Annotated in this window: 13 protein-coding genes; 4 read left to right on the forward strand and 9 right to left on the reverse strand. The window is 74.0% G+C overall.

The features are described 5' to 3' along the window. Positions 1-163: 163 nt before the first annotated feature. A complete protein-coding gene (locus tag BI06_RS12995) occupies positions 164-1,369 on the reverse strand; it encodes a cytochrome P450 (protein WP_043468151.1) in 1,206 nt (401 codons plus the stop codon). A gap of 100 nt (positions 1,370-1,469) precedes the next feature. After that, entirely contained in the window at positions 1,470-1,688 is a 219-nt protein-coding gene (locus BI06_RS13000; RefSeq protein WP_043468154.1) for a ferredoxin, read from the reverse strand. A gap of 832 nt (positions 1,689-2,520) precedes the next feature. On the opposite strand from BI06_RS13000, the gene BI06_RS13005 reads away from it, so the two are divergent. Then, a complete protein-coding gene (locus tag BI06_RS13005; protein ID WP_043468156.1) occupies positions 2,521-3,336 on the forward strand; it encodes a class I SAM-dependent methyltransferase in 816 nt (271 codons plus the stop codon). A gap of 30 nt (positions 3,337-3,366) precedes the next feature. Here the strand turns inward: BI06_RS13005 and BI06_RS13010 are convergent, their stop codons facing one another. The 7 genes from BI06_RS13010 to BI06_RS13040 form a co-directional block, all read right to left on the reverse strand. After that, positions 3,367-5,148 (reverse strand): ABC transporter ATP-binding protein, encoded by a 1,782-nt coding sequence (locus BI06_RS13010; protein ID WP_043468159.1) that lies wholly within the window; start codon positions 5,146-5,148, stop codon positions 3,367-3,369. After that, complete coding sequence (locus tag BI06_RS13015) at positions 5,145-6,893, reverse strand: ABC transporter ATP-binding protein (RefSeq protein ID WP_030395623.1); 1,749 nt, start codon at positions 6,891-6,893, stop codon at positions 5,145-5,147. Before BI06_RS13015 ends, BI06_RS13010 begins: the two co-directional genes overlap by 4 nt. A 198-nt stretch (positions 6,894-7,091) precedes the next feature. Beyond that, on the reverse strand, positions 7,092-7,811 hold the full coding sequence (locus BI06_RS13020; protein WP_233290134.1) for a formyltransferase family protein: 720 nt from the start codon (positions 7,809-7,811) through the stop codon (positions 7,092-7,094). A 20-nt stretch (positions 7,812-7,831) separates the two neighbouring features. After that, positions 7,832-9,064 carry a cytochrome P450 gene (locus tag BI06_RS13025; RefSeq protein WP_043469417.1) on the reverse strand — a complete coding sequence of 411 codons (1,233 nt, stop codon included), beginning with the start codon at positions 9,062-9,064 and terminating at the stop codon, positions 7,832-7,834. Positions 9,065-9,132: 68 nt separating this feature from the next. Then, positions 9,133-10,917 carry a type I polyketide synthase gene (locus BI06_RS13030; protein ID WP_043468162.1) on the reverse strand — a complete coding sequence of 595 codons (1,785 nt, stop codon included), beginning with the start codon at positions 10,915-10,917 and terminating at the stop codon, positions 9,133-9,135. 107 nt (positions 10,918-11,024) lie between these two features. Further along, positions 11,025-12,869, reverse strand: a complete 1,845-nt coding sequence (locus BI06_RS13035) for an amino acid adenylation domain-containing protein (RefSeq protein ID WP_043468164.1) — start codon at positions 12,867-12,869, stop codon at positions 11,025-11,027. Continuing rightward, positions 12,866-19,006: a type I polyketide synthase gene (locus BI06_RS13040; RefSeq protein ID WP_043468167.1), complete on the reverse strand. Its 6,141-nt coding sequence runs from the start codon at positions 19,004-19,006 to the stop codon at positions 12,866-12,868. The genes BI06_RS13035 and BI06_RS13040 overlap by 4 nt, the downstream gene beginning before the upstream one ends. A 636-nt stretch (positions 19,007-19,642) precedes the next feature. Here BI06_RS13040 and BI06_RS13045 point away from each other — a divergent pair. The 3 genes from BI06_RS13045 to BI06_RS49425 all read left to right on the forward strand — a co-directional run bounded on the left by BI06_RS13045 (position 19,643) and on the right by BI06_RS49425 (position 23,552). Then, positions 19,643-20,989 carry an MFS transporter gene (locus BI06_RS13045; RefSeq protein ID WP_030395629.1) on the forward strand — a complete coding sequence of 449 codons (1,347 nt, stop codon included), beginning with the start codon at positions 19,643-19,645 and terminating at the stop codon, positions 20,987-20,989. Between the two features lie 137 nt (positions 20,990-21,126). Then, entirely contained in the window at positions 21,127-22,695 is a 1,569-nt protein-coding gene (locus tag BI06_RS13050; protein ID WP_051740951.1) for a serine/threonine-protein kinase, read from the forward strand. An 89-nt stretch (positions 22,696-22,784) separates the two neighbouring features. Next, a complete protein-coding gene (locus tag BI06_RS49425; protein ID WP_043468169.1) occupies positions 22,785-23,552 on the forward strand; it encodes a hypothetical protein in 768 nt (255 codons plus the stop codon). Positions 23,553-23,564 lie beyond the last annotated feature (12 nt).

A 23,564-nucleotide genomic window follows, 5' to 3' on the forward strand; every position in this document is an offset into this window, starting at 1 on the left:
GCGTCGTCGGGGCGGCCGGCTCCCGCACTTTGCAAAGTGCGGGTACGGCGCCGCCCGCTGCCCCCGGTCGCAACGACGGGGCAGCGGGCGGACTGCACGCAGTTCGGGCCGGTACCGGAGAGGATCCGTGTCCCGCGGACAAGGAATTCTCCGTCGGCCCCGCTCACCAGGTGACGGGCAGTGACCGCATCCCGTAGATGAACGACTCGGTACGGAACGCGCGCTCGCCGGCGGGCCGCAGCCCCGGCAGCCGGCGGAACAGCGTCTCCAGGGCGATCTGGAGTTCGGCGCGGGCCAGCGGCTGGCCCAGGCACTGGTGCACGCCGAAGCCGAACGCCAGTTGCCGCCGGGCGTCCCGGTACAGGTCCAGCTCGTCCGTCGTCCGACGGCCGGCGCCGCCGAACACCGCCTCGTCCCGGTTGGCGGTGGAGAGCATCGCCATCACGCCCTCCCCGGCCCGGACGGTGACGCCGCCCAGCTCCACGTCCTCCAGCGCGACCCGGGGCAGGCCGGTGTGCACGATGGTCAGCAGACGCAACAGCTCCTCCACCGCGCCCGGCAGGGTGGCCGGGTCGGCCAGGCCGGGGATCTGCTCGGGGTGGTCCAGCAGCAGCGCGGTCGACAGCGCGATCATGTTCGCGGTCGTCTCGTGCCCGGCGACCAGCAGCAGCACGCCCATGGCGGCCGCGTCCTCCGCGCTCAGGTCGTCCCGCGCCGCGAGTCGGCTGAGGACGTCGTCCTCCGGCTGTGCGCGCTTGCGGGTGGTGAGGTCGCGCAGGTACTCCAGGACCCCCTCCTGGGCCTCCCGGAGCTGTTCCACGGTGCTCTCCCGGCTGAGCATCGTGCGGCTCAGGCTCTGGAAGCGGTCGTGGTCCTCGTACGGCACGCCGAGCAGCAGGCAGATCACCAGCGAGGGCACCGGCAGCGCGAAGTCGGTGACCAGGTCGGCCGTGGTCCGGCCCGCGGTCATCCGGTCCAGCGCCTCGTCCACGATCCGCTGGATCTCCGGGCGCAGCTCCTCCACCCGCTTGACCAGGAATTCCCCGGTGAGCATGCGGCGCTGGCGGGCGTGCTCGGGGTCGTCGAGCCGCAGGAAGTCCGGATTGTCGGTGATCAGCTCGCGAGCGCCGGCGACCAGCAGCGGGAAGGACGGGTGGCGAATGTCGGCACTGAACCGGCGGTCGGACAGCACGGTGCGGACCTCGGCGAAGCCGGTGACCAGCCAGCAGAGGTCGCCGTCGGGCAGCTTCGCCCTGGTCATCGGCCCGGTGGCGGCGGCCTCGGGGTACGCGGGCGGCGGGCCGAACGGGCAGCCGCCGGAGTGCGGGGCCGGCAGTGCGAGGGCGGGGGTGGTGGGTGCGGTGGTCAAGGCGGGCGTCTCCTCGCGTCGCGGGTGTTCTCGTGGGGTTCGGTGCCAGGGAGGGCTCCAGGAGGCCTGTGCGGCCTGCGGGGTCGGCGGCGGGGGTCCGTCAGGCCCCGGTCCGCGCGGGTCCGTCCCCGGTGACGGTGATCGCCCGGCCCGGGCAGAGCTCGGCGGCGAGCCTGACGTCGTCGAACTGCTCCGGCAGCACGACGGTCTGACGGAGCATCACCAGACTGTCCCGGTCGTCCTGGTCGAAGACCTCGGGGGCGTTCGTCACACACATGCCGGAGCTGCAGCAGCGGTCCCGGTCGACACTCACCTGCATGTCGGGCACCTTTCGCCAGGGCGGCGCCGACTGCCCGGCGGCCGCCTCTCGTTGTCACGGTCAACCTAGCCATCACTGGTCCGTTCACGGAGGGGCACGGTGGCCGGATCGAGAATGGCCGATTCGGCCCCTGTGCGTGAACCCCCGTCGCGGCGCAGTGCGTCTCTCCCCGCGGTACTTCGCCGGACGGGTCGGCGGACCCGGCCGCGCGGACGGCCTCACAGGCCATCGGTGCTGGCCAACTCCCTTGCGGAGGTCACCGTGTCGGCCTCGGCGGCACTCCGGTCCGGCCGGCAGCGCACCACCCGGGCAAGCCGCAGGGCAGGCCCGGCAGGCCCGGCGGGGCAGCGGGGCTGCCCTGGAGGCCGTCGAGGGCAACCTCGACGACCAGTTCCGGCCGGACCGCCGCCGTTCGGGCGTCCCGCCCGGTCTCCCGGGCGGGCGACTCGGCGTTCTGCCGCCCGAGCGTCCGGTCGGTCGTCCCCGAAGGTCCTGCCGAGTACCACCCACGGCCGAGTGCGGGACGGCTCGTCCGGCAGGTGACCAGGATTCGAACTCGCGAGTGGCTGCCCCGAACGCGCTTTCCGTGCGTGCGGCTCTGCGAAGGGCGGGATCCGGCCGCCCGCGGGTCGGGCCGGGGCAGGTCGGGCGAGGTGCGGGTGGTTGCGGAGCGGGCGGTGCGGCGCGCCTCGGGGGTGGGGAGCGGTGACGGGGGAGGATCGGCGGGGTGGCCGGCCGGGAGGGCCGGTCCGCCGGTCCCGTGAGCGAAAGGCCCTGCCGTGGAACTCTTCGACGAACCGCTGCCACCAGCCTCCGCACGGGGGGAGGACTCATGACGGGGGACCGGCCGGGCGAAGGGCGCTACGGCGAGGCGGTGTTCCGGCCGGAGCAGGCGGGCGAGGGCGAGCGGATCGACTTCGGCGCCCTCGCCTACGACGAGGTCACCATGGCCCGGCTGCACGCCCTCGGGGTCGGCCCCGGGTGGCGCTGCCTCGACATCGGGGCCGGCACCGGCACGGTCTCCCGCCGGCTGCTGGACGAGGCCGGGGTGGCGGACGTGCTGGCCGTGGACCGCGATGTGCGCTTCCTCGCCGAGCGGGCCGTGCCCGGGCTGGAGGTGCGGGAGGCCGACATCACCGACCCGGACTTCGCCCCCGGCCGGTTCCGGCTGGTCCACGCGCGCTTCGTGCTGATGCACCTGCCCGACCGCGAGCGGCTGGTCCGGGCGCTGGCCCGACTCGTCGAGCCGGGCGGGGTGCTGGTGCTCAGCGACGCGGTCGACCTGACCGGCGACCGGGTGCCCCGCACCCCGTACAGCACGGCGATGCGGGCGATGTGGCAGGGGCTGCGCACCACCATCGGCACCGATGTCTCCCGGGTGCCGTCGTACCCGCAACTGCTGCGCGCGGCGGGGCTCGAACGGGTCGGCGCCGAGATCCACGTACCGCCGCTGCTGCCGGGCAGCCCGATCAGCCGGTTCTGGGCGGACACCTGGGAGCGGAGCCGGGCCGCGATGATCGCCACCGGCCTGGTCGACGACGCGGCGGTGGACGAGGCGATCCGCTACCTGGACTCCGAGGACTGCGCCGCGCTGGCGGCCGGCATGCTGACCGCCTGGGGGTACCGGCCCGCGGCCCGCCCGGCCTGACCGGGGCGCGCGTTCCCCGGCTGTGCGAGGTCAGCCGGTCCGGTCGCCGTGCCAGGAGCGCCACAGCCGGGCGTACGGACCGCCCTGCCGCACCAGTTGCTCGTGGCTTCCGGTCTCGGTGATCCGGCCGTCCTCCATCACCACGACGCGGTCGGCGTCGTGCGCGGTGTGCAGCCGGTGGGCGACGGCGACGACCGCGCGCCCCTCCAGCACGGCGGCCAGCGCCCGTTCCAACTGCCGTGCGGCGCGCGGGTCGAGGAGGGAGGTGGCCTCGTCCAGGACCACGGCGACCGGATCGCTCAGCACCAGCCGGGCGAGGGCCAGTTGCTGCGCCTGGATCAGCGAGAGCGGCGCTGCGCCCGAGCCCACCTCGGTGTCCGGGCCCAGTTCGCGGGCCCAGTCCCAGGCGTCGACCGCCTTCAGCGCGTGTTCGAGTTCGTGGTCCCCGGCGTCCGGCCGGGCGATCAGCAGGTTGTCCCGCAGGGTGCCGCGGAAGACATGGTGCTCCTGGGTCACCAGGGCGACCTGGCGCCGGAGTTCGGCCACCGGGAACGACGCCGTCGCGGTGCCGCCGATGGTGATGGAGCCGGCGGTGGGGGTGTGGAGTCCGGCCAGCAGTCCGGCGAGCGTGCTCTTCCCGGCGCCGGACGGGCCGACGACCGCGATCCGCTCCCCGGCCCGGACCGTCAGATCGACGGAGTGCAGCACGTTCCGGCCCTCCCGGTAGGCGTGCGACACGCCCTTCAGGACGATGTCCTTCCCGGCGCCCGGATCGCCCGGACCGCCCGGGCGGCCCGAGCTGCTCGCGCCCGACGCGGTCACGCCGCCCGCCTCGGAAGCGGGCCCGTGCACGCCCAGGATCCGGGCCAGCGAGGCCCCGCCGAGCTGCAGTTCGTCCATCCAGTACAGCAGCCGGTCCACCGGGCCGATGATCTGCTGCACGTACAGGGTGGCCGCCGTCACGGCCGCCAGGGAGACCCGGCCGTCGAGGTACAGCAGGCCGCCGATCAGCAGGGTGGCGACCACCGGCAGCACATAACCGGTGTCGGCGATCGGCAGGTAGACGCTGCGCAGGTACAGCGTGCGGCGCTCGGCCGCGTAGGACTCGGCGATGTCCTCGTTGACCCGGGCGAAGCGGTGGTCGGCCAGCCGCAGCGCGTCCACGGTGCGCGCCCCGTCGACGGTCTCGCCGAGGCCCCCGGTGAGCCGGGCGTACGAGGCGTTCGCCCGCAGGTAGCCGGCCCGGGCCCGGCGCAGGTACCAGCTGGTCGACAGCCACAGGACGGGCACGGCGACCAGGCACGGCAGGACCAGCACCGGCGCGGTGAGGGCCACCGCGCCCAGCGTCAGCGCGACCGTGGCGAGCGCCACCAGGGTGTCGGGGACGGCGAGTTGCACGGTGCCGGTCAGGACGTCGATGTCCCGGGTGGTCCTGGTGATCAGCTCACCGGGGCCGGCCCGCTCCACCATGGCCAGGGGCAGGGCGAGCACCCGGTCGACGAACTCCTCGCGCAGCCGGGCGAGGACCTTCTCGCTCAGCCGCAGCGAGGCGAGCAGCGCGAAGCGGGTGAGGACGGCCTGGGCCACGACGGCGGCGCCGATCGTCAGCGCGGTGCCGGTGGCGCCGTCCACGCCGCCGCCCCGGCCCGTGTCCTCGACCAGTCCGCCGAGCAGTTTCGGCGCGACCAGCCCCGCCGCGGTGGCGAGGGCGTGCAGCAGCAGCGAGAACGAGAGCTGTCCCGGGTGCCGGAGGGCGAGGCGCCTGGCGTACGCGCGCACCTCGCGGGGTGTCGCGACGGGCAGGGCGCTCATGCCGTCGTCACCTCCCTGGTGACGACGGCGCGGTAGCGGGCGTCGGTGAGCAGTTCGCCGTGGCGGCCCTCGGCCACGACCGTGCCCTCCGCGACGAGGACCACGTGGTCGGCGCGGTCGAGCAGGATCGGGCTGGTCGTGAACACCACGGTCGAGCGGCCGCGCCGATGGGCGCCCAGCCGTTCGGCGATGCGGGCCTCGGTGTGGGCGTCGAGCGCGCCGGTCGGCTCGACCAGGACGAGTGTGTCCGGGTCCGCCGTCAGGGCCCGGACCAGGTTCAGCCGTTGCCGCTGGCCGCCGGAGAACTCCCGGCCGCCGGATATCTCCTGGCCGAGGCCCTCGGGCAGCGCCTCGACGACATCGTGGGCCGAGGCGGTGTCGAGCGCGCGCCGCAGCCGGTCGTCCGCACCGCCGTCGGCACCCAAGCCTGCTCCGCCGAACGCGCCTTCGCCCGCCCGCCCGTGCGGATCGAGCTGGCTGCCGAGACCGCCGGAGAACAGCCGGGCGTCGTGGTCCACGACCAGGATCCGGCGGCGCACCTCGGCGAGCGGGAACTCGGCCAGTGGGGTCCCGCCGAGGGTGACCGGGGAGTCCACGTACCGGCCGAGCCGGTCGGCCAGCAGCAGCATGTCGTCCGGGCGGTCGCAGGCCACGGCGACGAACCGGCCCGGTGGGATCTCCAGGCCCGAACCGGGGTCCCGCAGCGGCCCCCGCGCGGCCTCGGCGTCGAGGTCCCGGTCGCCCGAAGCGAGCCCCGGTTCCATCGCCAGGAGGTCGGTCACCATCCGGGCCGCGACGAACGCCCTGGTCAGCTGGTCGACCATGGAGGTCGCGCGGCGCAACTGCTCGGCGAGGAAGACGGCGTAGCCGTAGAAGGCGACCAGGGCCCCCGGGCTCATCCGGCCGGTGCCGACGAAGTGGGCCCCGAGCCACACGATCACGGTGACGAGGAGTCCGGGCAGCAGCAGCCGTCCGGCGGCCACGCCCGACTCCACGCCCGCGACCCGGACGCCCTCGTGGCGCACCCGCTGCGAGCGCTCGCGGTACCGGTCGGCGAAGACCCGCTCGCCGCCGATGCCGCGCAGGACCCGCAGGCCGTCGACGATGTCCACGGCGAGGTCCGCCAGCGCGCCCTGTTCCTTCCGCAGTTCGTGCTGCCTGGCGTGCAGCAGCCGCATCAGCGCGGCGACGGCCGCCGCCGACAGCGGTACGCCGACCAGGGCGACCAGGCCGAGCTGCCAGGAGACGGTCAGCATGACGCCGGCGACGACCGCGACGGACACCACGGCGCCGCCGCCGCGGGCGGTGCTCTCCAGGGCGGCGCCGATCCGGGTGATGTCCGTCGCGCCGACACTCACGACGGTGCCGGCGGAGACCCGTCGGGGCAGTTCCGCGCCCAGCTGGGCCGTTCTGCGGGTGACGAGCTGCATGGTGCGGTAGGCGGCGCCGAACCGGTTGGTCACCGAGCAGCGGTCGCGCAGGGTGCCGGTGACGGCCTGGACGACGCCGAGGCCGAGCACCACGGCACACCAGGCCACCAGCGCGCCCCGGTCCCCGGCGACGAGCCCCCGGTCGATCCCGCGGCCGATCGCGGCGGGCACGAAGGCCTGGGCCAGGGTGCAGAGCACGCCGTAGCCGACGGCGAGCACCGCGGAGGCGCGGTGGGCGGCCGCGAGCCACAGCAGGTAGCGGCCGGGGGAGCCGAGCGCGGGCTCGCCCGGGTCGGGTTCGGGGAAGGGGCGCATAGCGGGAATCGGGCTTTCGTGCCGAGGGTGAGGCCCCGGACCGGCCAGGCGCGGGCGCCCCGGTGACCAGCAGATGCTACGTCACATACCAACTGTGGGCGACCCTTTAAGACCCGCCCGGTCCCCGCTCGGCGGGGGAACGGCCCGGTGGCCCCGCGCACGACAAGCGGTGCGCGGGGCCGCCCGGACCGCCGTGCCTCAGCGGTCGTGCAGTGCCCACCGGCCGCTCTCGACCCGGACCGTGTCGGTGCCCGGCAGGGCGATGAGCTCCGGCTTGAACAGCGGCGGCGCGTCCATCGCGGGCTCCCAGGTCGCCAGCCGCTCGTCCTGGGGCACCTCGATCCGCCGGTTCGCGGCCAGGTCGGCGACCACCTTCAGCAGCAGCCGCACCCCGAGCGGCGCCAGATGGTCCCGCCACAGGGTCTGCGGGGTCGAGCCCGGCGGCACCAGCAGGTGCTCCTGGGCCGCGAGCGGCCCGCCGTCCGTGCGCTCGGTGAGGTGGTAGACGCTGCCGCCGGTCACCTTGTCGCCGTCCCGCACCGTCCACCGGATCGCGTCCCGGCCCCGGTGCAGCGGCAGCAGGCTCGGGTGGTAGCCGATGGTCGCGACCGCCGCCCTGGCCCGGGTCCGGCGGCCGAGGAAGGCGTGCGAGTGCGCGGCGAGGATGATGTCCACCCCGTCCGGGATGTGCATCGCCCGCAGTTCTGCCGAATCCGTCCACGGGACGTCCCGGTGGTACGCCCAGGAGCGCAGCCGGTCCCAGGACATCGCGTCGCCCTCGTCGGACTTCCCCTTGCGGAGCCGGGGGGCGGCCGCGCCGACGATCTTGTGCCCCTCGTCCAGCAGGGCCTCCGCGACCTGGACCGCGAACGCCCCCTGACCTGACATGTAGATGTTCATCCGCACTCCTGCGCTCACTGATCGGATGGTGGCCGGCGTCAGCTGTCGGCGGCCTTCAGTCCGGAGGGGTCGGGGGTGAACCGCACCGGCATCGTGGAGAACCCGGTCAGGAAGTTCGACCGGATCCGCTGCGCCTCCTCGGTCTGCTCGAAGCCGGTGGTGAAGTCCCTCAGGGCGTTGAGCAGTTCGGCGATCTCCACCTTGGCCAGGTACGAGCCGACACAGAAGTGCGGACCGTAGCCGAAGGCCATGTGCTTGTTCGGCGCGCGGCCGAGGTCGAACTCCCCGGGCCGGTCGAAGACCCGCTCGTCCCGGTTCCCGGAGGCGTGCCAGAGGGTGACGATCTCGCCCGGCCGCAGCCGGACGCCGTGCAGTTCGGTCTCCCGCTCGACGCTGCGCCCGAAGTGCATGGTGGGCGAGGCCCAGCGCAGCACCTCGTCCACCGCCGTCCCGACCTCGACCTCGCCGTGCTTGAACCGCCGCCACTCGTCGGGCCGGGCCGCCAGGGTGTGGAGGCAGTCGATCATCGTCAGCCGGCTGGTCTCGTCGCCGCCGATGATCAGGCTGTAGCAGTTGAGCACCACGTCCTCGTCGGACAGCGGCACCCCGTCGATGGAACTGGCGATCAGCATGCTGATCACGTCCTCGCCCGGCGACTCGCGGCGCTCCTCGACGACGTCCATGAAGTACATCAGGATCTCGTTGCGGGCCATCTCGGAGTCGACCTCGTCGACGTCCTCGCCGTCCGCCGAGAGCGCCGCCTTGGTCAGGCTCAGCAGGTAGTCCCGGTCCTCCTCGGGTACTCCGAGCAGGCTGGAGATGGTGGTCATCGGGATCCGGCTCGCGATCTCCTCGGCGAACTCGCAGGTGCCGGCCTCGACCGCCTCCCGGATCCACAGCCGGGTGTTGGTCCGGACCGTGCGCGCGACCTCGTCGAGCACCCGCGGCGAGAGCACCCGCTGCAGGATCTTGCGCAGTTCGTGGTGCCGGTGCCCGTCGGTGACGGCCAGCATCCGCCCGGCCGCCGCGTCGCCGCCCTCCAGCAGGGTGACGAGCACATTGCCACGCTCCGAGGTGAAGTTCACGTTGTCGCGGTAGGTGGCGATGATGTCCTCGTGGCGGGTCAGCACCCAGAACCCGCGCCGGCCGTCGACCGGCGGGTTCCAGTGCAGTGGCGCGCGGTCGCGCAGGGCGCGCCAGTACCCGTCGAGGTCGAGAGCGCGGTCGGCGAAGGTCGCCGGGTCGCCCAGGTCCACGGAGGCCGGGTCCATGTTGGCCAGGTCCACGCCGGCCGGATCCGCGGTGGCCGGTGCGGGTGCGGGGGTCGGTGTGCTCATGCTCACCAGTCCGTGCGCCAGAACCGGCGGGGCCGGAACGGGTAGGTGGGCAGCGGCACCCGGCGCCCGGACTCCCCCCGGTGCAGGGCACCGAAGTCCACCTGGCTGCCGCCCACCCAGGCGTCCGCCAGCGCGGCCAGTGCCCCCGCGTCGCCGCCGGCCGGCACCAGACCGTGGTCGGTGCGGCCGAAGGCGCCCGGGTCGGACGGCGGGGCGGCGGCCGTCGAGGCGACCGTCGTGCCGGCGGCGTCCCCGGACAGGGCCGCGATCAGCTCCTCGCGGCTGCGTACCACCGCCGCCCAGCGCCGGGCCATCACCTTGCGGCCGAGGTTGAGGCTGAAGCAGACGTCGTCCAGCCGGAGTTCCGGGTCGGCCTCCAGCCGGGCCAGCAGCCGTTCGCGCTGCCGGGCGAGCGCCTCGTCGTCCAGGGCGGACAGGGTGGCCAGTCGCGGGCGGCCGGCCGACTCGGGCTCGCGCCGGGCGGCCTCGGGAGCCTCCTCCAGCAGCAGGTGGGCGTTGTAGCCGCCACCGCCGATCGAGGTGATGCCGGCGCGGCGGATGCCGGCCTCCGGGTCCCAGGCGGCCGTCTCCAGCTGCGGTACGAACGGGGTGCTGGGGAAGTCGAGGTCCGGGTTGACCTCGGTCAGGTTGATGGTGGCCGGGAGCGTCCGGTGGTAGAGCGCCAGCGCGGCCTTCATCGCGCCGAAGCCGCCCGACACCACGCCGCCGTGGCCCACGTTGCCCTTGACGCCGCCGATCGAGGTGGTCCCGGTCTGCTTGCCGAAGGCCATGCCCGCCGCGTGCACCTCCAGCTCGTCGGTCATCGGCAGGCCCAGGCCGTTGGCCTCGTACATGGACACCGTCTCCGGGTCGACGCCGCCGACCTGCATCGCGTTGGCGATGCAGGCGCTCAGCCGCTCGGGCTGGGCCAGGCCGTACGCCATCGCGCTGACACCGTTGTTGTTGACCGAGGAGCCCTTCACCACCGCGTAGACGTGGTCGCGGTCGGCGACGGCCCGGCCCAGCGGCTTCAGCAGCAGGGTGACGACACCGCTGGACAGCGCGGTGCCGGTGCCGTTGGCGTCGAAGGGCCGGCAGTGGCCGTCCCTCGACAGGACGCGGTTCTCCTCCCACAGGTGGCCGCGGGGGTGCGGCAGCCGGACCATCGAGCCGCCGGCGATCGCCAGGTCCGTCTGGCCGAGCAGCAGCGACTGGCAGGCCAGGTGCACCGCGTAGTGGAAGCCGGCGCAGACCGCGGCGACCGTGACGGCCTCGCCGGTGAGGCCCATGTAGTACAGCGCGTTGGAGGTCATGGTGTCCGGCGACCAGGCGAGGCTGGCCTCGATCGCCTCCGGCCCGACCGACACCCGGTCCGGCGGGGAGCTGTAGAGCGCGGCGGTCTGCGGGTTGTTGGCGCCGTACATGCCGACCTCGGCGGTGAGCCGGTCCGGGTCGTAGCCGCCGTCCTCCAGCGCCTCCCAGGCGCTCTCCAGGTAGAGCCGGTTCTCCGGGGTCATCGCGGCGGCCATCCGGTCGCTGATGCCGAACACCGAGGGGTCGAACTGGTCGTAGGTGTCGAGCACGCCGCAGGCCCGTACGTAGAACGGGCTGTGGATCAGGGTCTCGTCGACATGGATGTCGTCCTTGGCCAGGAAGGAGACGGACTCCCGGCCGTGGACGAGGTTGTCCCAGAACTCCTCCTTGGTGCGGGCTCCGGGGGCCCGCAGCGACATGCCGATGATGGCCACGTCACCCGGGTCGTAGTCCTGCTCCGGGCTGTCGGTCATGGGGAACGCTCCTGCTTCGGTCGAGGGTGGTGACTCGGCGGGCGGTGCGGTTCGGTGCGGTGCGCGGTGCTTGTCGCTGTCCGGTGCGGTTCGCTGTCCGGTGCGGTTCAGCGGCCGGTGTTGCCCCGGCCGCGCAGTGCGGCCCGGCGGGCGTCGGCGCGCTGGCGGGCCGACTGCACGATCTCGGGGGTGGCGCCGCTGTCGTCGTCGAGCCAGCGCCCGAGGGAGGCGATGTCGCGGAAGCTGAACAGGTCGGGCACCCGGACCCGGCGGTCGAAGCGCCGGGTCATCAGCCGGGCCAGGCGGACCAGCAGCAGCGAGTCCCCGCCCAGGTCGTAGAAGGCGGCCTGCACGTCGATGCCCGCCGGGTCGAGGTCCAGCAGTTCGCCCCAGATCTCCGCGAGGGCGGTCTCGGTCGGCGTGCTCGGCGCCGTCCGCGGCCCGTCGGCGCCGGCGGCCGGCGCGGGCGGCTCGGGGAGCGCGCCGCGGTCGAGCTTCCCGCCGGGGCCCAGCGGCAGGGCGGGCAGGACCACGACCGTCGCGGGCACCATGTAGTCGGGCAGTCCGGCGGCGAGGCGGGCGGTGACGGCGCTCTGCAGCGCGGCGTCCAGCCGGGGGCCGGCCGGCGTCGCGGCGTCCTGCTCCGGAGCGTTGCCGGTCGGCACGACGTAGCCGACCAGCCGGTTGCCCCGGACGACGACGGCGGCCTCGCGGACCTCGGGGCAGCCGGTCAGCCGGGCCTCGACCTCCTCCAGCTCGATCCGGTAGCCGCGCAGCTTGACCTGGTGGTCGGTGCGGCCGAGGAAGCGCAGCTCGCCGTCCTCGGTGAACCTGACCAGGTCCCCGGTGCGGTACATCCGCTCGCCGGGCAGGAACGGGTCCGGCAGGAAGCGCTCCGCCGTGGTGCGCGGCCGGTTGACGTAGCCGTGCGCGAGGCCGACGCCGCCGAGGAACAGCTCGCCGGCCTCCCCGGTCGGGAGCCGCCGCAGGTCCTGGTCCAGCACGTACACCCGGGCCGTGCTCGTCGGCGGGCCGATGGTCGGCTCGTCCGTCCCCTCGGCGGGCACCGGCCCGAACGAGCAGAACACCGTCCCCTCGGTGGGGCCGTACGCATTGAACACCCGTTGGACGCCGGTCTCCTGGTACGTCCGGTCCACCAGCTTGCGGCGCAGCGCCTCGCCGCCGAACACGACGGAGCGCACGTTCGGGGGCAGCGCCCCCGCGTCGAGCAGTCCGTTCATGACCGAGGGGACCATGTTCAGATGGGTGATCCGGTCGGCGTGGCGGCTCTCCGCCAGGTGCACGGCGCTCTCGACCAGGACGAGGGAGCCGCCCCGGCAGAGCGCGTTGAAGATCTCCATCACCGACATGTCGAAGCAGACCGAGCTGGCCGCCGCGATGCCGCTGAGGTCGCAGCCCTCCAGGACCCGGTCCATCTCGGCGAGCATCGCCACACAGCCCGCGTGCCGGACCGCCACGCCCTTGGGGGTGCCGGTGGAGCCGGAGGTGTAGATGATGTAGGCGGTGTCCCCGGGCACGACGGCCGAGGGTGCCTCACCGGGCTCGGTGGTGACGCTTTCCCCGAGCACCACCACGGTCGGCCCGGCCGGGCAGCCGGCCCGGGACGCGGGGGTGGTCAGCAGCAGTCGGGTGCCGCTGTCCCGGACCATGAACGCCAGCCGCTCGGCCGGGTAGTTCGGGTCCAGCGGCAGATAGCAGGAGCCGGACCGCAGGACCGCCAGGATCGCCACCAGCAGATCCGGGGTGCGCTCGACGCAGATGCCGACCGGGACGCCGGGACCGGCGCCGTCGGCCACCAGTCGCTCGGCCAACTCCAGCGAACGCTGGTTGAGTTCGCCGTACGTCAGGACTCCGGTGTCGGAGTGGACGGCGGTCGCGTCGGGGTTCTTGACCGCTTGCGCGACAAACTCGGAGTGCAGGGTTTCGGTCACCGGTCCGTCTCCTCCGGGAGGCCGCCCGGGGCGAGGTCGCCGAGGGCCAGGTCGGGTCGATCGATCGAGTCGAAGAGCACAGTGCGGTAGAGCGCGAGCAGGTCCGTCACGGTCCGCCTTTCCAGGTAGCTCGGTTTGAACTGGACGTGGCCCGCCACCTCGCCGTCGATGTCGGCCATCGAGATCTCCAGGTCGAACTTGGCGAGGTGCCTGCGCACCTGGAGCGGTTCGAGCGGGAGCGCGCCGTCCGGGGCGATCGTGTCGCCGACGCCGTGGAAGAGCTTCACCGAACGCGGGAACGCGTCCGAGGAGAGCCAGTTGACCACCACGTCGAACCACGGGGAGCGGCCCTCGGCGCGCGGCGGCTTGAGCTGGGCCGCCAGCAGGTCCAGGGGGTAGTTCATGTGCTCCAGCAGGCCGAGCGAGAACGCGTGCACCTCGCGCAGCAGTTCGCGGAAGCTGCGGCCGGCGGAGGGGTTCGCCCGGACCAGTACCGTGTTGAGGTAGTAGCCGACGGCGGACTCCCAACCGGGCTCGGAGCGTTGGGCGATCGCGGTGGCCAGCACCGAATCCTCCGTCCCGACCGCCCGGTTGAGCGTGGCGAAGAACCCGGCCAGGACGACCGTGCTGACCGAGACGCCCTCGCGCAGCGCGAACTCCCGCAGCAGACGGGTCTCCTCGGCGCTCCAGCGGAAGGCGAGGTCGCGGCCCTCGTAGGTGACGCCCGGCGGCCGTTCCTTGTCGGAGAAGTCCAGCCGGGCCGGCGGGTCGGCCAGTTTCGCCGACCACCAGTCCAGGGCCGCGTCCGCGCCCGGACCGGCCAGCCACTGCCGCTCCCGGGTGACGAACTCCGTGTACGGGGCGGCGGGCGTCCGGCCGGCCGGGTCGGCGCCCTGGTAGAACTCCTGGATCTCGCGGATCATGACGTCCGCCGAGGCCGCGTCCGAGGCGATGTGGTGGACCAGCACCAGCAGGTAGTGGTCCGCTGGGCCGCGCCGCAGCAGGACGACCCGCACCAGCGGTCCGTAGTCCAGGTCCAGCGGCCGGTGCCCGTGCCGGGCCAGCTCCTCGCGGGCCTGCTCGTCGTCCAGTCCGGAGGTGTCCGCCACCACGAACTCGTACACCGGTTCGTCCAGGACGACCTGGTACGGGCTGCCGCCCGCCTCCACGAAGAGGGTGCGCAGGGCGGGGTGGCGGTCCAGCACGGCCCGGACGGCGCGCTCCAGCGCCTCCTCGTCGACCGAGGTCCGGATCCGGGCGGTCACCATGAAGTTGTAGGGCACGGCGTCCGGCGCGACCATCTGCATGAACCACAGCGAGGCCTGGCCGTGCGAGGCCGGCGCGAGGGTGAGGCCGAGGCCGTCGGCGCGCAACTGCTCCAGGGCCGGCGCGTCGGTGGCCTCCAGCAGGCCGCGGGCGTCGAGTTCCTCGACCAGCTCCTCGGCGTCGAGTTCGGACAGGTCGTCGAGGAAGGACGGCTCGGGTGCCGGTGCCGGTGCCGGTGCCGGTGCCGGTACCGGTACCGGTACCGGGACCTGTGCGGGGGCGGCTGCTGCCGGGGCGGGGGTGGCAGGGGAGGCTGCTGCCGGTGCGGGTGCGCCGCCGACGATCCCGACGAAGTGGGCGACCACCTCGGCGATCGAGCGGCCGTCGAGGAAGACCACCGGCGACACCCGGTGCCCGAACAGCGACTGCATCCGGTTGACCAGGCGGATCGCCAGCATCGAGTCCAGGCCGAAGTCCCGCAGCCCGGCGTCCGCATCGAACCGGCTCACCGGCACACCCAGCGCGTCGGCCAGCTCGGCCAGCACCACCTCGTCCACCGGCCGGGTCGCGGCGGCGGGTTCCGGTGCGGGTACCGGGGCCGCCTCGCGTACCGGTGCTGTTTCGACCGCGCCCGTGCTCGCGATGACGGCCGCGGGCCCGCCGGCGCCCGGGAGCGACGCGGGCGCGCGGTGGGACTCGGTGTCGATCCAGTACCGGTCCTTCTGCCACTGGACGAGCGGCGTCTCCACCACCTCGACGTCGTCGGCGAACAGCGGGTCGAAGGTCAGCGGGACGCCCCGGACGTACAGCGAGGCGGCGGCGCCCAGCAGGCAGCGGACGTCGCTCTCCTCCCGCCGCAGGGAGTTGACCGCGTGCACCTGGGCGCCCCGGGTGAGCGCGATCTCCTCGACCGCGCCGCGCAGCGTCTCGTGCGGGCCGATCTCGACGAAGGTGCCGACCCCCTGGTCGACCAGCGCGCCGATCGTCTCGGCGAACCGGACCTGGTTGCGCAGGTTGTGCACCCAGTAGTCGACGTCGGCGACCGGGTTCACCGCGCCCGCCAGGGCCGTCGAGTGGAAGTCGAGTTCGGGGGCCAGCGGGGTGATGCCGTCGATGCGCTTCCGCAGCGGTGCGATCAGCGGGTCCATGCCGGGGCTGTGCACCGGCCGCTCGACCCGGATCCGGCGCACCGAGACCCCGTCCCGCCTCAGCTCCGCCTCCAGCGCGTCCACGGCCTCGGGCGAGCCCGAGACCGCCGCGCTGGTGGGGCTGTTGACCACCGCGACCGCCGCGTGCGCGGCGTACGGGGCGAGCCGGGGCAGCAGCTCCTCCTCCGGCAGGTCGACCGAGATCATCGCGCCCGCGGCGGCCTCGCGCTCCAGCAGGTGCGAGCGGGCGACCACCACCCGGGCGGCGTCCTCCAGCGACAGCGCTCCGGCGACGCAGGCGGCCGCGACCTCGCCCAGGCTGTGCCCGACCACGGCCGCCGGCCGGATGCCGAGCCCGATCCAGACCTGCGCCAGCGAGACCTGGAGGGCGAACAGCACCGGCTGCTGGAAGTCCATCTCCTCGTACCTGGCCGACTCGGCCGGGGCGGCCAGCAGGTCGAGCACCGAGGCGCCGCCGGCCGCGCGCACGGCGTCGTCGCAGGCCCGCATCCAGGTACGGAACCCGGCGTGGGAGCGCAGCAGTTCGCGGCCCATGCCGACCCACTGGGTGCCCCCGCCGGAGAACACCAGCGCCACCCGGCGGTCGGCGCCGCCGGAGACGGTGCCGGTGAGGAGGTCGGGGTGCGGCTGCCCGGCGGCGACCCGGGCGAGTCCGTCCAGGACGTCCTGGCGGGAGCGGGCGAGCAGCGCGATCCGGTGGTTGTGGTGGCTGCGCCGGGCGGCGAGGGTGTAGGCGAGGTCGGAGACCCGCAGGGCGGTGTTCCGCTCGACGTGGCTGGAGAGTTCGCGGCAGGTGTCGGTCAGCGCGCCCGCCGTCCGGGCCGAGACGGTGACGAGGTGGACGTCCCCATCGGTCGTGCTCGTGCCCGTGGCCGCGGCCCCGCCCCGGCCCGGTGCGACGTGCCGCCCCCGGTCGCCGGCGAGGAACGGATGGGCCGCGACCGGGAGTCCGGCGGTGTACAGGGCGCCGAGCGAGCCGAGCAGGGTCGCCGCCTCGTCGGCGCCCCGGCGCATCGAGGGCAGCGTGGTCGCGGGCAGGATCTCGGACGCCGACTTGAGAAGCAGCGGGTGCGGGCCGAGTTCGAGCACCGCGTCGACGCGGTGCTCGCGCAGCTTCAGCAGCGCGTCCACCACCAGGATCTCCTGGCGCAGGTTGGCCGCCCAGTAGTCCGGCCCGAGCTCCGCCCCGTCGACGTGTTCGCCGGTGACCGTCGAGATCATCGGGACGCGGGCGGTGCGGGGCCGGATGCCGGCGAGTTCCGCCTTCAGCGGGGCGAGCACCTGGTCGACCAGCGGCGAGTGCGGGGCGTGGCCCATCCGCACCCGGTGGTTGGTGACGTCGGCCTCGGTCAGCCGTCGGACGAGTTCGTCGATCTCCTGCGGAGTGCCGGTCACCAGTGTGGAGTTGAGGCCGTTATAGCCGGAGAGGGTGAGCCCGCCGGTCAGGTACGGCCGTACCTCGTCGGCCGGCGTCATCACCACGATGCCCTCGCCCCGGCCCACGGCCAACTGCTGTAGCAGTCGGCCGTGGTGGGCGGCGAGCAGGGAGGCGTCGTCGTAGTCCAGGGCGCCGGCGACGTAGGAGGCGGCGAACTCGCCGACGCTCTGGCCGAGGACGACGTCCGGCTCCACGCCCAGCGAGCGCCAGGCCTCGGCCAGCGCGACCTGGAGCGAGAACAGCAGGGGCTGGAAGACGTCCATGTCGTCCAGCCGGCCGTCGGCGGAGAGCAGGTGCTCGACCGGGGAGAAGCCCAGCAGCTCCCGCATCCGCCGGTCGGACCTCATCATCGAGCGGCGGAACACCGGCATTCCGGCGAGGAGTTGGCGGCCCATGCCGACCCACTGCGAGCCGTTGCCGGAGAACAGGAACGCCACCCGGGGCCGCTGCCCGACACCCTCCCCGGTCTCCCTCCCGGCCGGTTCCCCCGTGCTCAGCCCGGCGGCGGGCGCACCGTTCGCGAAGGCGTCCAGCTGGGAGCGGAGTTCGGACATGTCGCGGGCGGTCGCCGCGAGCCGGAACGGGCCCTCGCCCGGCGCGCGGCGACAGAGCTCGCGCAGGTCGGTCCCGTCCCGCAGGGCGAGCGCCCGCTCGGCCAGCTCCTCCCGGGAGTCCGCCGCCAGGAGAAGCAACGAGGCGTCCGGGCGCGGCAGTTCCTCCACCGCGACATGGCAGATCGCGCCACCGAAGCCGAACGAGCTGACCCCGCCCCGGCGGGCGTCGGAGCGCCGCGGCCACGGCGTCAGCCGGTCCTGGACGGTGAGGTTGTACTCGTCGAACATGATCTGCGGGTTCGGCGCGCTGTAGTGCAGGCTCGGCGGCAGCACGCCGTTGCGCATCGACATCGCGAGCTTGACCAGGCCGACGATGCCGGCCGCCGCCTCCAGGTGCCCGACGTTGGACTTCACCGAGCCGAGCCGCAGCGGCTCCGCGCGGTCGGCGCCGCCCAGCACGGCGCCGATCGCGTTGGCCTCGATCGGGTCGCCGAGCGGCGTCGCCGAGCCGTGGGCCTCGATGTAGTCCACGAGGTGCGGGTCGATGCCGGCCCGCCGGTACGCGGTGCGGAGCATCTTCTCCTGCGCCTGCGGGTTCGGCGCCGTCATGCCGTTGCTCAGACCGTCGTTGTTCGAGGAACTGCCCTTGATCAGGCAGTACACCGGCAGGTCGCGCTCCAGCGCCACGCTCAGCGGGGCCAGCACCACGACCCCGGCGCCCTCGCCGCGGACGTAGCCGTTGGCGCGGGCGTCGAAGGACTTGCAGCGGCCGTCCGGGGCGAGTGCCCCCATCGCGTCCATCGCGGTGTAGTAGTCGGAGACGAAGCTCAGGTTCACGCCGCCGGCCAGCACCAGGTCGCTCTCGCCCAGTTGGATCGACTGGCAGCCGACGTGCACCGAGACCAGCGAACCGGCGCAGGCGGCGTCGATGGCCATGCTCGGGCCCTGGAGGCCGAGGATGTAGGAGACGCGGTTGGCGATGATGCCGTCGTGCATGCCGGTCGCGGTGTGCGGGGTGATCTGGGCATCGGGGCCCCGGTAGTGCGCCAGTGCGGCGTAGTCGCCCCAGCAGGAGGCCATGAACACACCGGTGTCGCTGCCGACCAGGCTGTGCGGGGCGATGCCCGCGTCCTCCAGCGCCTCCCAGCACAGCTCCAGGACGAGCCGCTGCTGCGGGTCCATCTGGACGGCCTCGCGGGGCGAGATGCCGAAGAACAGCGGATCGAACTGGTCGATGCCGTCGATGAACCCGCCCCAGCGCACCCGGTCGTTCAGCAGTGCCCGGCGCGCGGCCGGCACCGGTCCGACGGCGTCGCCGCCCTCGACCAGCAACTGCCAGAACCCGGCCGGGTCGGCGCCCCCGGGGAAGCGGCAGCCGATGCCCACGACGGCGACCGGCTCGTTCGGCGCGGCCCGGCGCCCGGCGGCGGGCGCGGCGGAGGGCCCGGCCTCCTGCGGGCCCTCGACCAGCGCCCGGGCCAGTCCGTCGACGGTCGGGTACTGCCACATCATGGTGGCCGGGACGCGCCGGCCGAGGAACTCGGAGAGCGCGGTGGCGAGGGCCACCGACTGCACCGACTCCAGGCCGTACCGGTGCATCGGGGCGCGGCGGTCGACGGTGTGCGCGGGGATGTTCAGCAGCTCGGCGAATCGGGACAGCAGGAAATCGGTGACGCTGGAGATGTCTCGCGCTGCGCGCTCTTGAGGCATGGGGACTCCCTCGGCAGGGCGGGTGGCGGGGTGGTGGGGGCGGCCGGTGCGCTGAGGCCGGGCGGAGCGTCAGCGCCGGCGGGGCAGGGAGCGGTCGGCCGGGCCTAAGATCATCATGGGCATGACATGGATAAGTCCGTGACCGGGCACCGCTGCTCCTCCCGTGGCAAGAAGAAAGGCTCGAAAGCGCCGGACGGCACGGCTCGGCCGCGAAGTCCGGACAGCAAGGCGTTTGCGGGATTGCTCGATGGATCGCACATCAGCGGCCTACGACGGGCCGACGGTCCCCCGGTTCGCCCGAAGGCGCGAGGGGTGCACCGGATACAGGATTGCGTACAACGCGTGCCGGTCGTCGAGCTGGCGAGATTTGATCGACAAAGTGTCCGATTCGATCTCCTGGAACCGGGCGTCACGCTCAGGTACCATCCGTGTACAAGTGGACTGGACAGCCGTCGATCGGGCAATGCAAGCTGGCCCCATGGCAGTTGAGACATTCGAGGTACCGTTGGACCGCGCTCCGAGCGTTCTGCCAGGGGCTTTCCCGCGGCCTTTCGTGCGGCCCTTTTTGCAGTCGGCCCTCCCGCAGCCCGGCCCCGCCCGGGCGGCCGCCCGCCACAACGCCGGCGGGAGGCCCGCATGACCGACATCGCCGTCAAGTCGGTGGTCCGGCCCGGCCTCGCGCTCGGGGTGCTGGCCGGCGCGCTCGCGCTGGACGTCAGCGGCCTCGGAGTGCTCAACGCCGCGCTCCCGTCAGTGGGGGAGCGGTTCGATCTTGCCGACACCACCCTCCAGTGGGTGATGACCGCCTACGCCGTCACCTTCGCCGGCTTCCTGCTGGTGGGCGGCCGGCTGGCCGATGTGCTGGGCCGGCGCAGGGTGTTCGAGGCGGGCGTCGCCCTGTTCACGGTCTCCGCGCTGGTCGGGGCGGCCGCCCCGAGCACCGGCGTCCTGCTGGGCGCGCGCGCCGCCCAGGGCATCGGTGCCGCCCTGTCCGGACCGGCCGCGCTGGCCCTGCTCACCCAGACCTTCCCGGCCGGTCCGGCCCGCAACCGGGCCTTCAGCGTCTACGCCGCCGTCGGCGCCGCGAGCTTCAGCGGCGGGGTGATGCTGGGCGGCGTGCTGACCCAGTTCTGGGGCTGGCGTTCGGTGCTGTGGTTCTCCGTCCTGCTCGGCCTCGCCGTGCTGGCCGCGACCCGGGCCGGACTGCCCGACAGCCCCGGCCACAGCGGCCGGCTCGACCTGCCCGGCGCGATCACCGGCACCCTCGGCCTCACCCTGCTGGTCGTCGGCGTCAGCAGCGACGGCGCCGCGGTCTGGGTCCTGCTCGCCGCCGCCGCGCTCGCCCTGGCGCTGTTCGTCCTCCGCGAGAGCCGCACCACCGACCCGGCCCTCCCGCTCGGCCTGTTCCGGCTCGCCCCGGTCCGGGCCGCCAGCCTCGCCGCGTTCCTCCAGTACATGGGCTCGGTCGGGATGCTGTTCTTCGCGCCCCTCTACCTCCAGGGCATGCTGGACTACTCGCCCTTCGAGTCCGGACTCGCCCTGGTGCCCATGTCGGCGGCCGTCTTCCTCACCGCCAACTTCGCCACCGGCCGCCTGCTCGCCCGCTGGAGCCCGCGCACCCTGATGGCGGTCGGCCTCGTCCTGATCGGCGTCGGCACCGGCCTGTGGGTGACCACCCCGCTCGACGGCGGCTACGTCCAGTACGTCCTGCCGGGCCTGGTGCTCAGCGGCATCGGCCAGGGCCTCAACTTCCCCTCGATGACCTCCGCCGCGCTCTCCGGCGTCCCCGGCGAACAGCACGCCGTCGCCGGCGCGGTCAACGTCGTCACCCAGCAGATCGGCGCGAGCGCCGGCGTGGCCGTCCTGGTCCTGGTCGCCGGCACCCGCGACGACCACCTCGCCGGCTACCACCTCGCCTACGTCACGGCCGCCGTCGCCTGCCTGGCCGGCGCCGCCCTGATCGGCCTCCGCCGCCGAGCCTGACGGACCGACCGGCGGCGATCGGGGGCGTTCGGCGACGATTTCGTGATCGTTCTCCGGGCCCGCGGACGGTCCCGGGGCGGTAGCGTCGGCCCGGAGGGAGCGGCGGGGAGGCTGCTCCGGGGTGAGGGGAGTGTGGCGTGGAGCCGCTGGAAGCGGACGATCCGCAGTGGGTGGGCGAGTACCGGGTGCTGGGGAGGCTCGGTTCGGGCGGGATGGGCCGGGTCTACCTGGGCCGGACCACCGGCGGGCGGACCGTCGCCGTCAAGCTGGTCCACCGCGACCTGGCCGGGGATCCCGAGTTCCGGGCCCGGTTCCGGCTCGAGGTGGCGGCGGCCCGGCGGGTCGGCGGGGTGTGGACGGCACCGGTCCTGGACGCGGACACCGAGAGCGGGCACCCCTGGGTGGCCACCGGCTACGTCGCCGGGCCCGCGCTCACCACCGCCGTGCGGGAGTTCGGTCCGCTGCCCGACCCTGCCGTCCGCGCCCTCGGCGTCGGCCTCACCGAGGCGCTCGCCCATGTGCACGGCCTCGGGCTGGTGCACCGGGACGTCAAACCGTCGAACGTCCTGCTGGCCCTGGACGGGCCGAGGCTGATCGACTTCGGCATCACCCGCGCACTGGACGCCACCGCCGGGCTCACCCGGTCCGGCCAGGTGTTCGGCTCGCCGGGCTTCATGTCACCGGAGCAGGCGAACGGGCTTCCCGCCGGCCCGGCCGGCGACGTCTTCTCGCTCGGCGCGGTGCTCGCGTTCGCGGCGACGGGCACCATGCCGTTCGGCTCCGGGGTGAGCGCGCCCGTGCTGATCTACCGGGTGCTGCACGAGGAACCCGACCTCTCCGGACTGTCCGGCCCGCTGCACGCCGTGGTCCGCGCCTGTCTGGCCAAGGACCCCGCGGCCCGCCCGGTGCCCGGGCAGCTGCGGCGGTTCCTGGACGGCGACGGCGCGGCCGCCGCCCGGCTGGGGCGCGGGGACTGGCTGCCGCCGGGGCTGGCGGCGGCGGTCGGGCGCAGCGCGGTGCAGCTGCTGGACCTGGAGGGGGAGCGGGGGACGGGCTGGACGGCCCCGGGCCCGGCCCTCGCTCCGGACACGACCGCGCCCCCGCCCCCGCTGTCCCCGTCCCTACTGCCCCCGTCCCCGCTGCCTCCGCCGCCGACCTGGTCGGCGCCCGGCCGCGCGCCGTCGTCCCGGCGGGGGTACGGTGCCCTGGCGGCCGGGCTGGCCGCCGTGCTGCTGCTGGGTGGCGGCGGGTACCTGCTGCTCGACAACCTGCGCGGGGGCGATCAGGAGATCACCGCGTCCGAACCCGTCCCGTCCGCGCCCACCGGAGCCGCCACGACCACCGGGCCGGGCATCGTCCCCGCGAAGTACCTCGGGAAGTGGATCGGCCAGCGCACGGCCGCCAACGGCGACGTCACCACCGTCACCCTCACTGTCGTGCAGTCGGCGCAGAGCGAGGAGAAGAGCAAGATCCGCGCCGAGACGCCCAGCACCGGCACCTGGTGCGAGGGCGCCTGGACACTCTCCGACGCCGACGACACCCACGCGACCTACGCGTCCCGGGTGACCGGCTCCTCACCCGGTGACCAGTGCATCACCGACCGGTCGGTCTACCGCCAGATCAGGATGCAGCCGGACGGCGGGCTCCAGTACTGCACCGACCTGCTCAAGCCGGACCAGTACATCGTGCTGCAGAAGTTGGGCTGAGGCAGGTCCGGAGTGCCGGCGGGAACCGGATCAACACTCTTTGCACTCCCCATCTTTGACCTTCCGTCCGTTCACTGTCGAGGAGAGCCATGGTCACCACCGTCAACTCGCTGATCCCCCGCCTGCAGGACCTGCTGCTCGGGCACCTGACCAACAGCGGCGTCGACGTGGTGGCGGGCCTCCACGACATCGTCGCGCGCGCCTCGGTCCTCGGCCCCGACGGTGCGTGGCTCGCCGCCGCGGCCCACGCCGATCTGTCCGATCTGGCCGTCGCCCAGGGCCAGGTGGACCTCGGCCTGCGCCACCTGGACGCCGCGGTGGACGGCGGCTACAACGACTGCGTGGCACTCCACGTCCCCACCGTGCTCCCGCTGCACCGGGACCCCCGGTTCCGGGCCGCCTACGGGCGCATGCGCGTCACCCAGGCGGACCTGGGCGAGTTCTTCTGGCTGCACCGGGAGATGCAGATCGCGGTGAGCGACGCCCGCACCGCGACCGTGGACAACATCGGCCGCCTCGACACCGGGGTGTCGCTGCTCGCGCAGGCCCCGCTGCCCACCCGCGAGCCGAACACCCCCGGTGTCCTGATCACCCGCATCCACCTCACCGTGATCCAGGGCGCACTCCAGCAGGCCGCCGTCAAGGCGGAGTTCGGGCGCAGCTCCGGCAATACCGCCCTCGACCTCATCGACGGCACCTGGGACCCCACCCGCGCCAGGTACGACGCCCGGCACGCGGACGACCACGACACCCGGCTCCACCACGCCGCCCAGGCCCGGGCCTTCGTCGAAGGCCCCGGCGTCGCGACCGCCCTGGTGCCCTGCCCGCCGCTCGGCTCGATCCGCTACCCGTCCTGACCTCGCTTCGCC

Origin of the sequence: Kitasatospora sp. MBT66 (assembly GCF_000710405.2) — a bacterium.
In the GTDB taxonomy this organism is placed as follows: Bacteria; Actinomycetota; Actinomycetes; order Streptomycetales; family Streptomycetaceae; genus Kitasatospora; species Kitasatospora purpeofusca.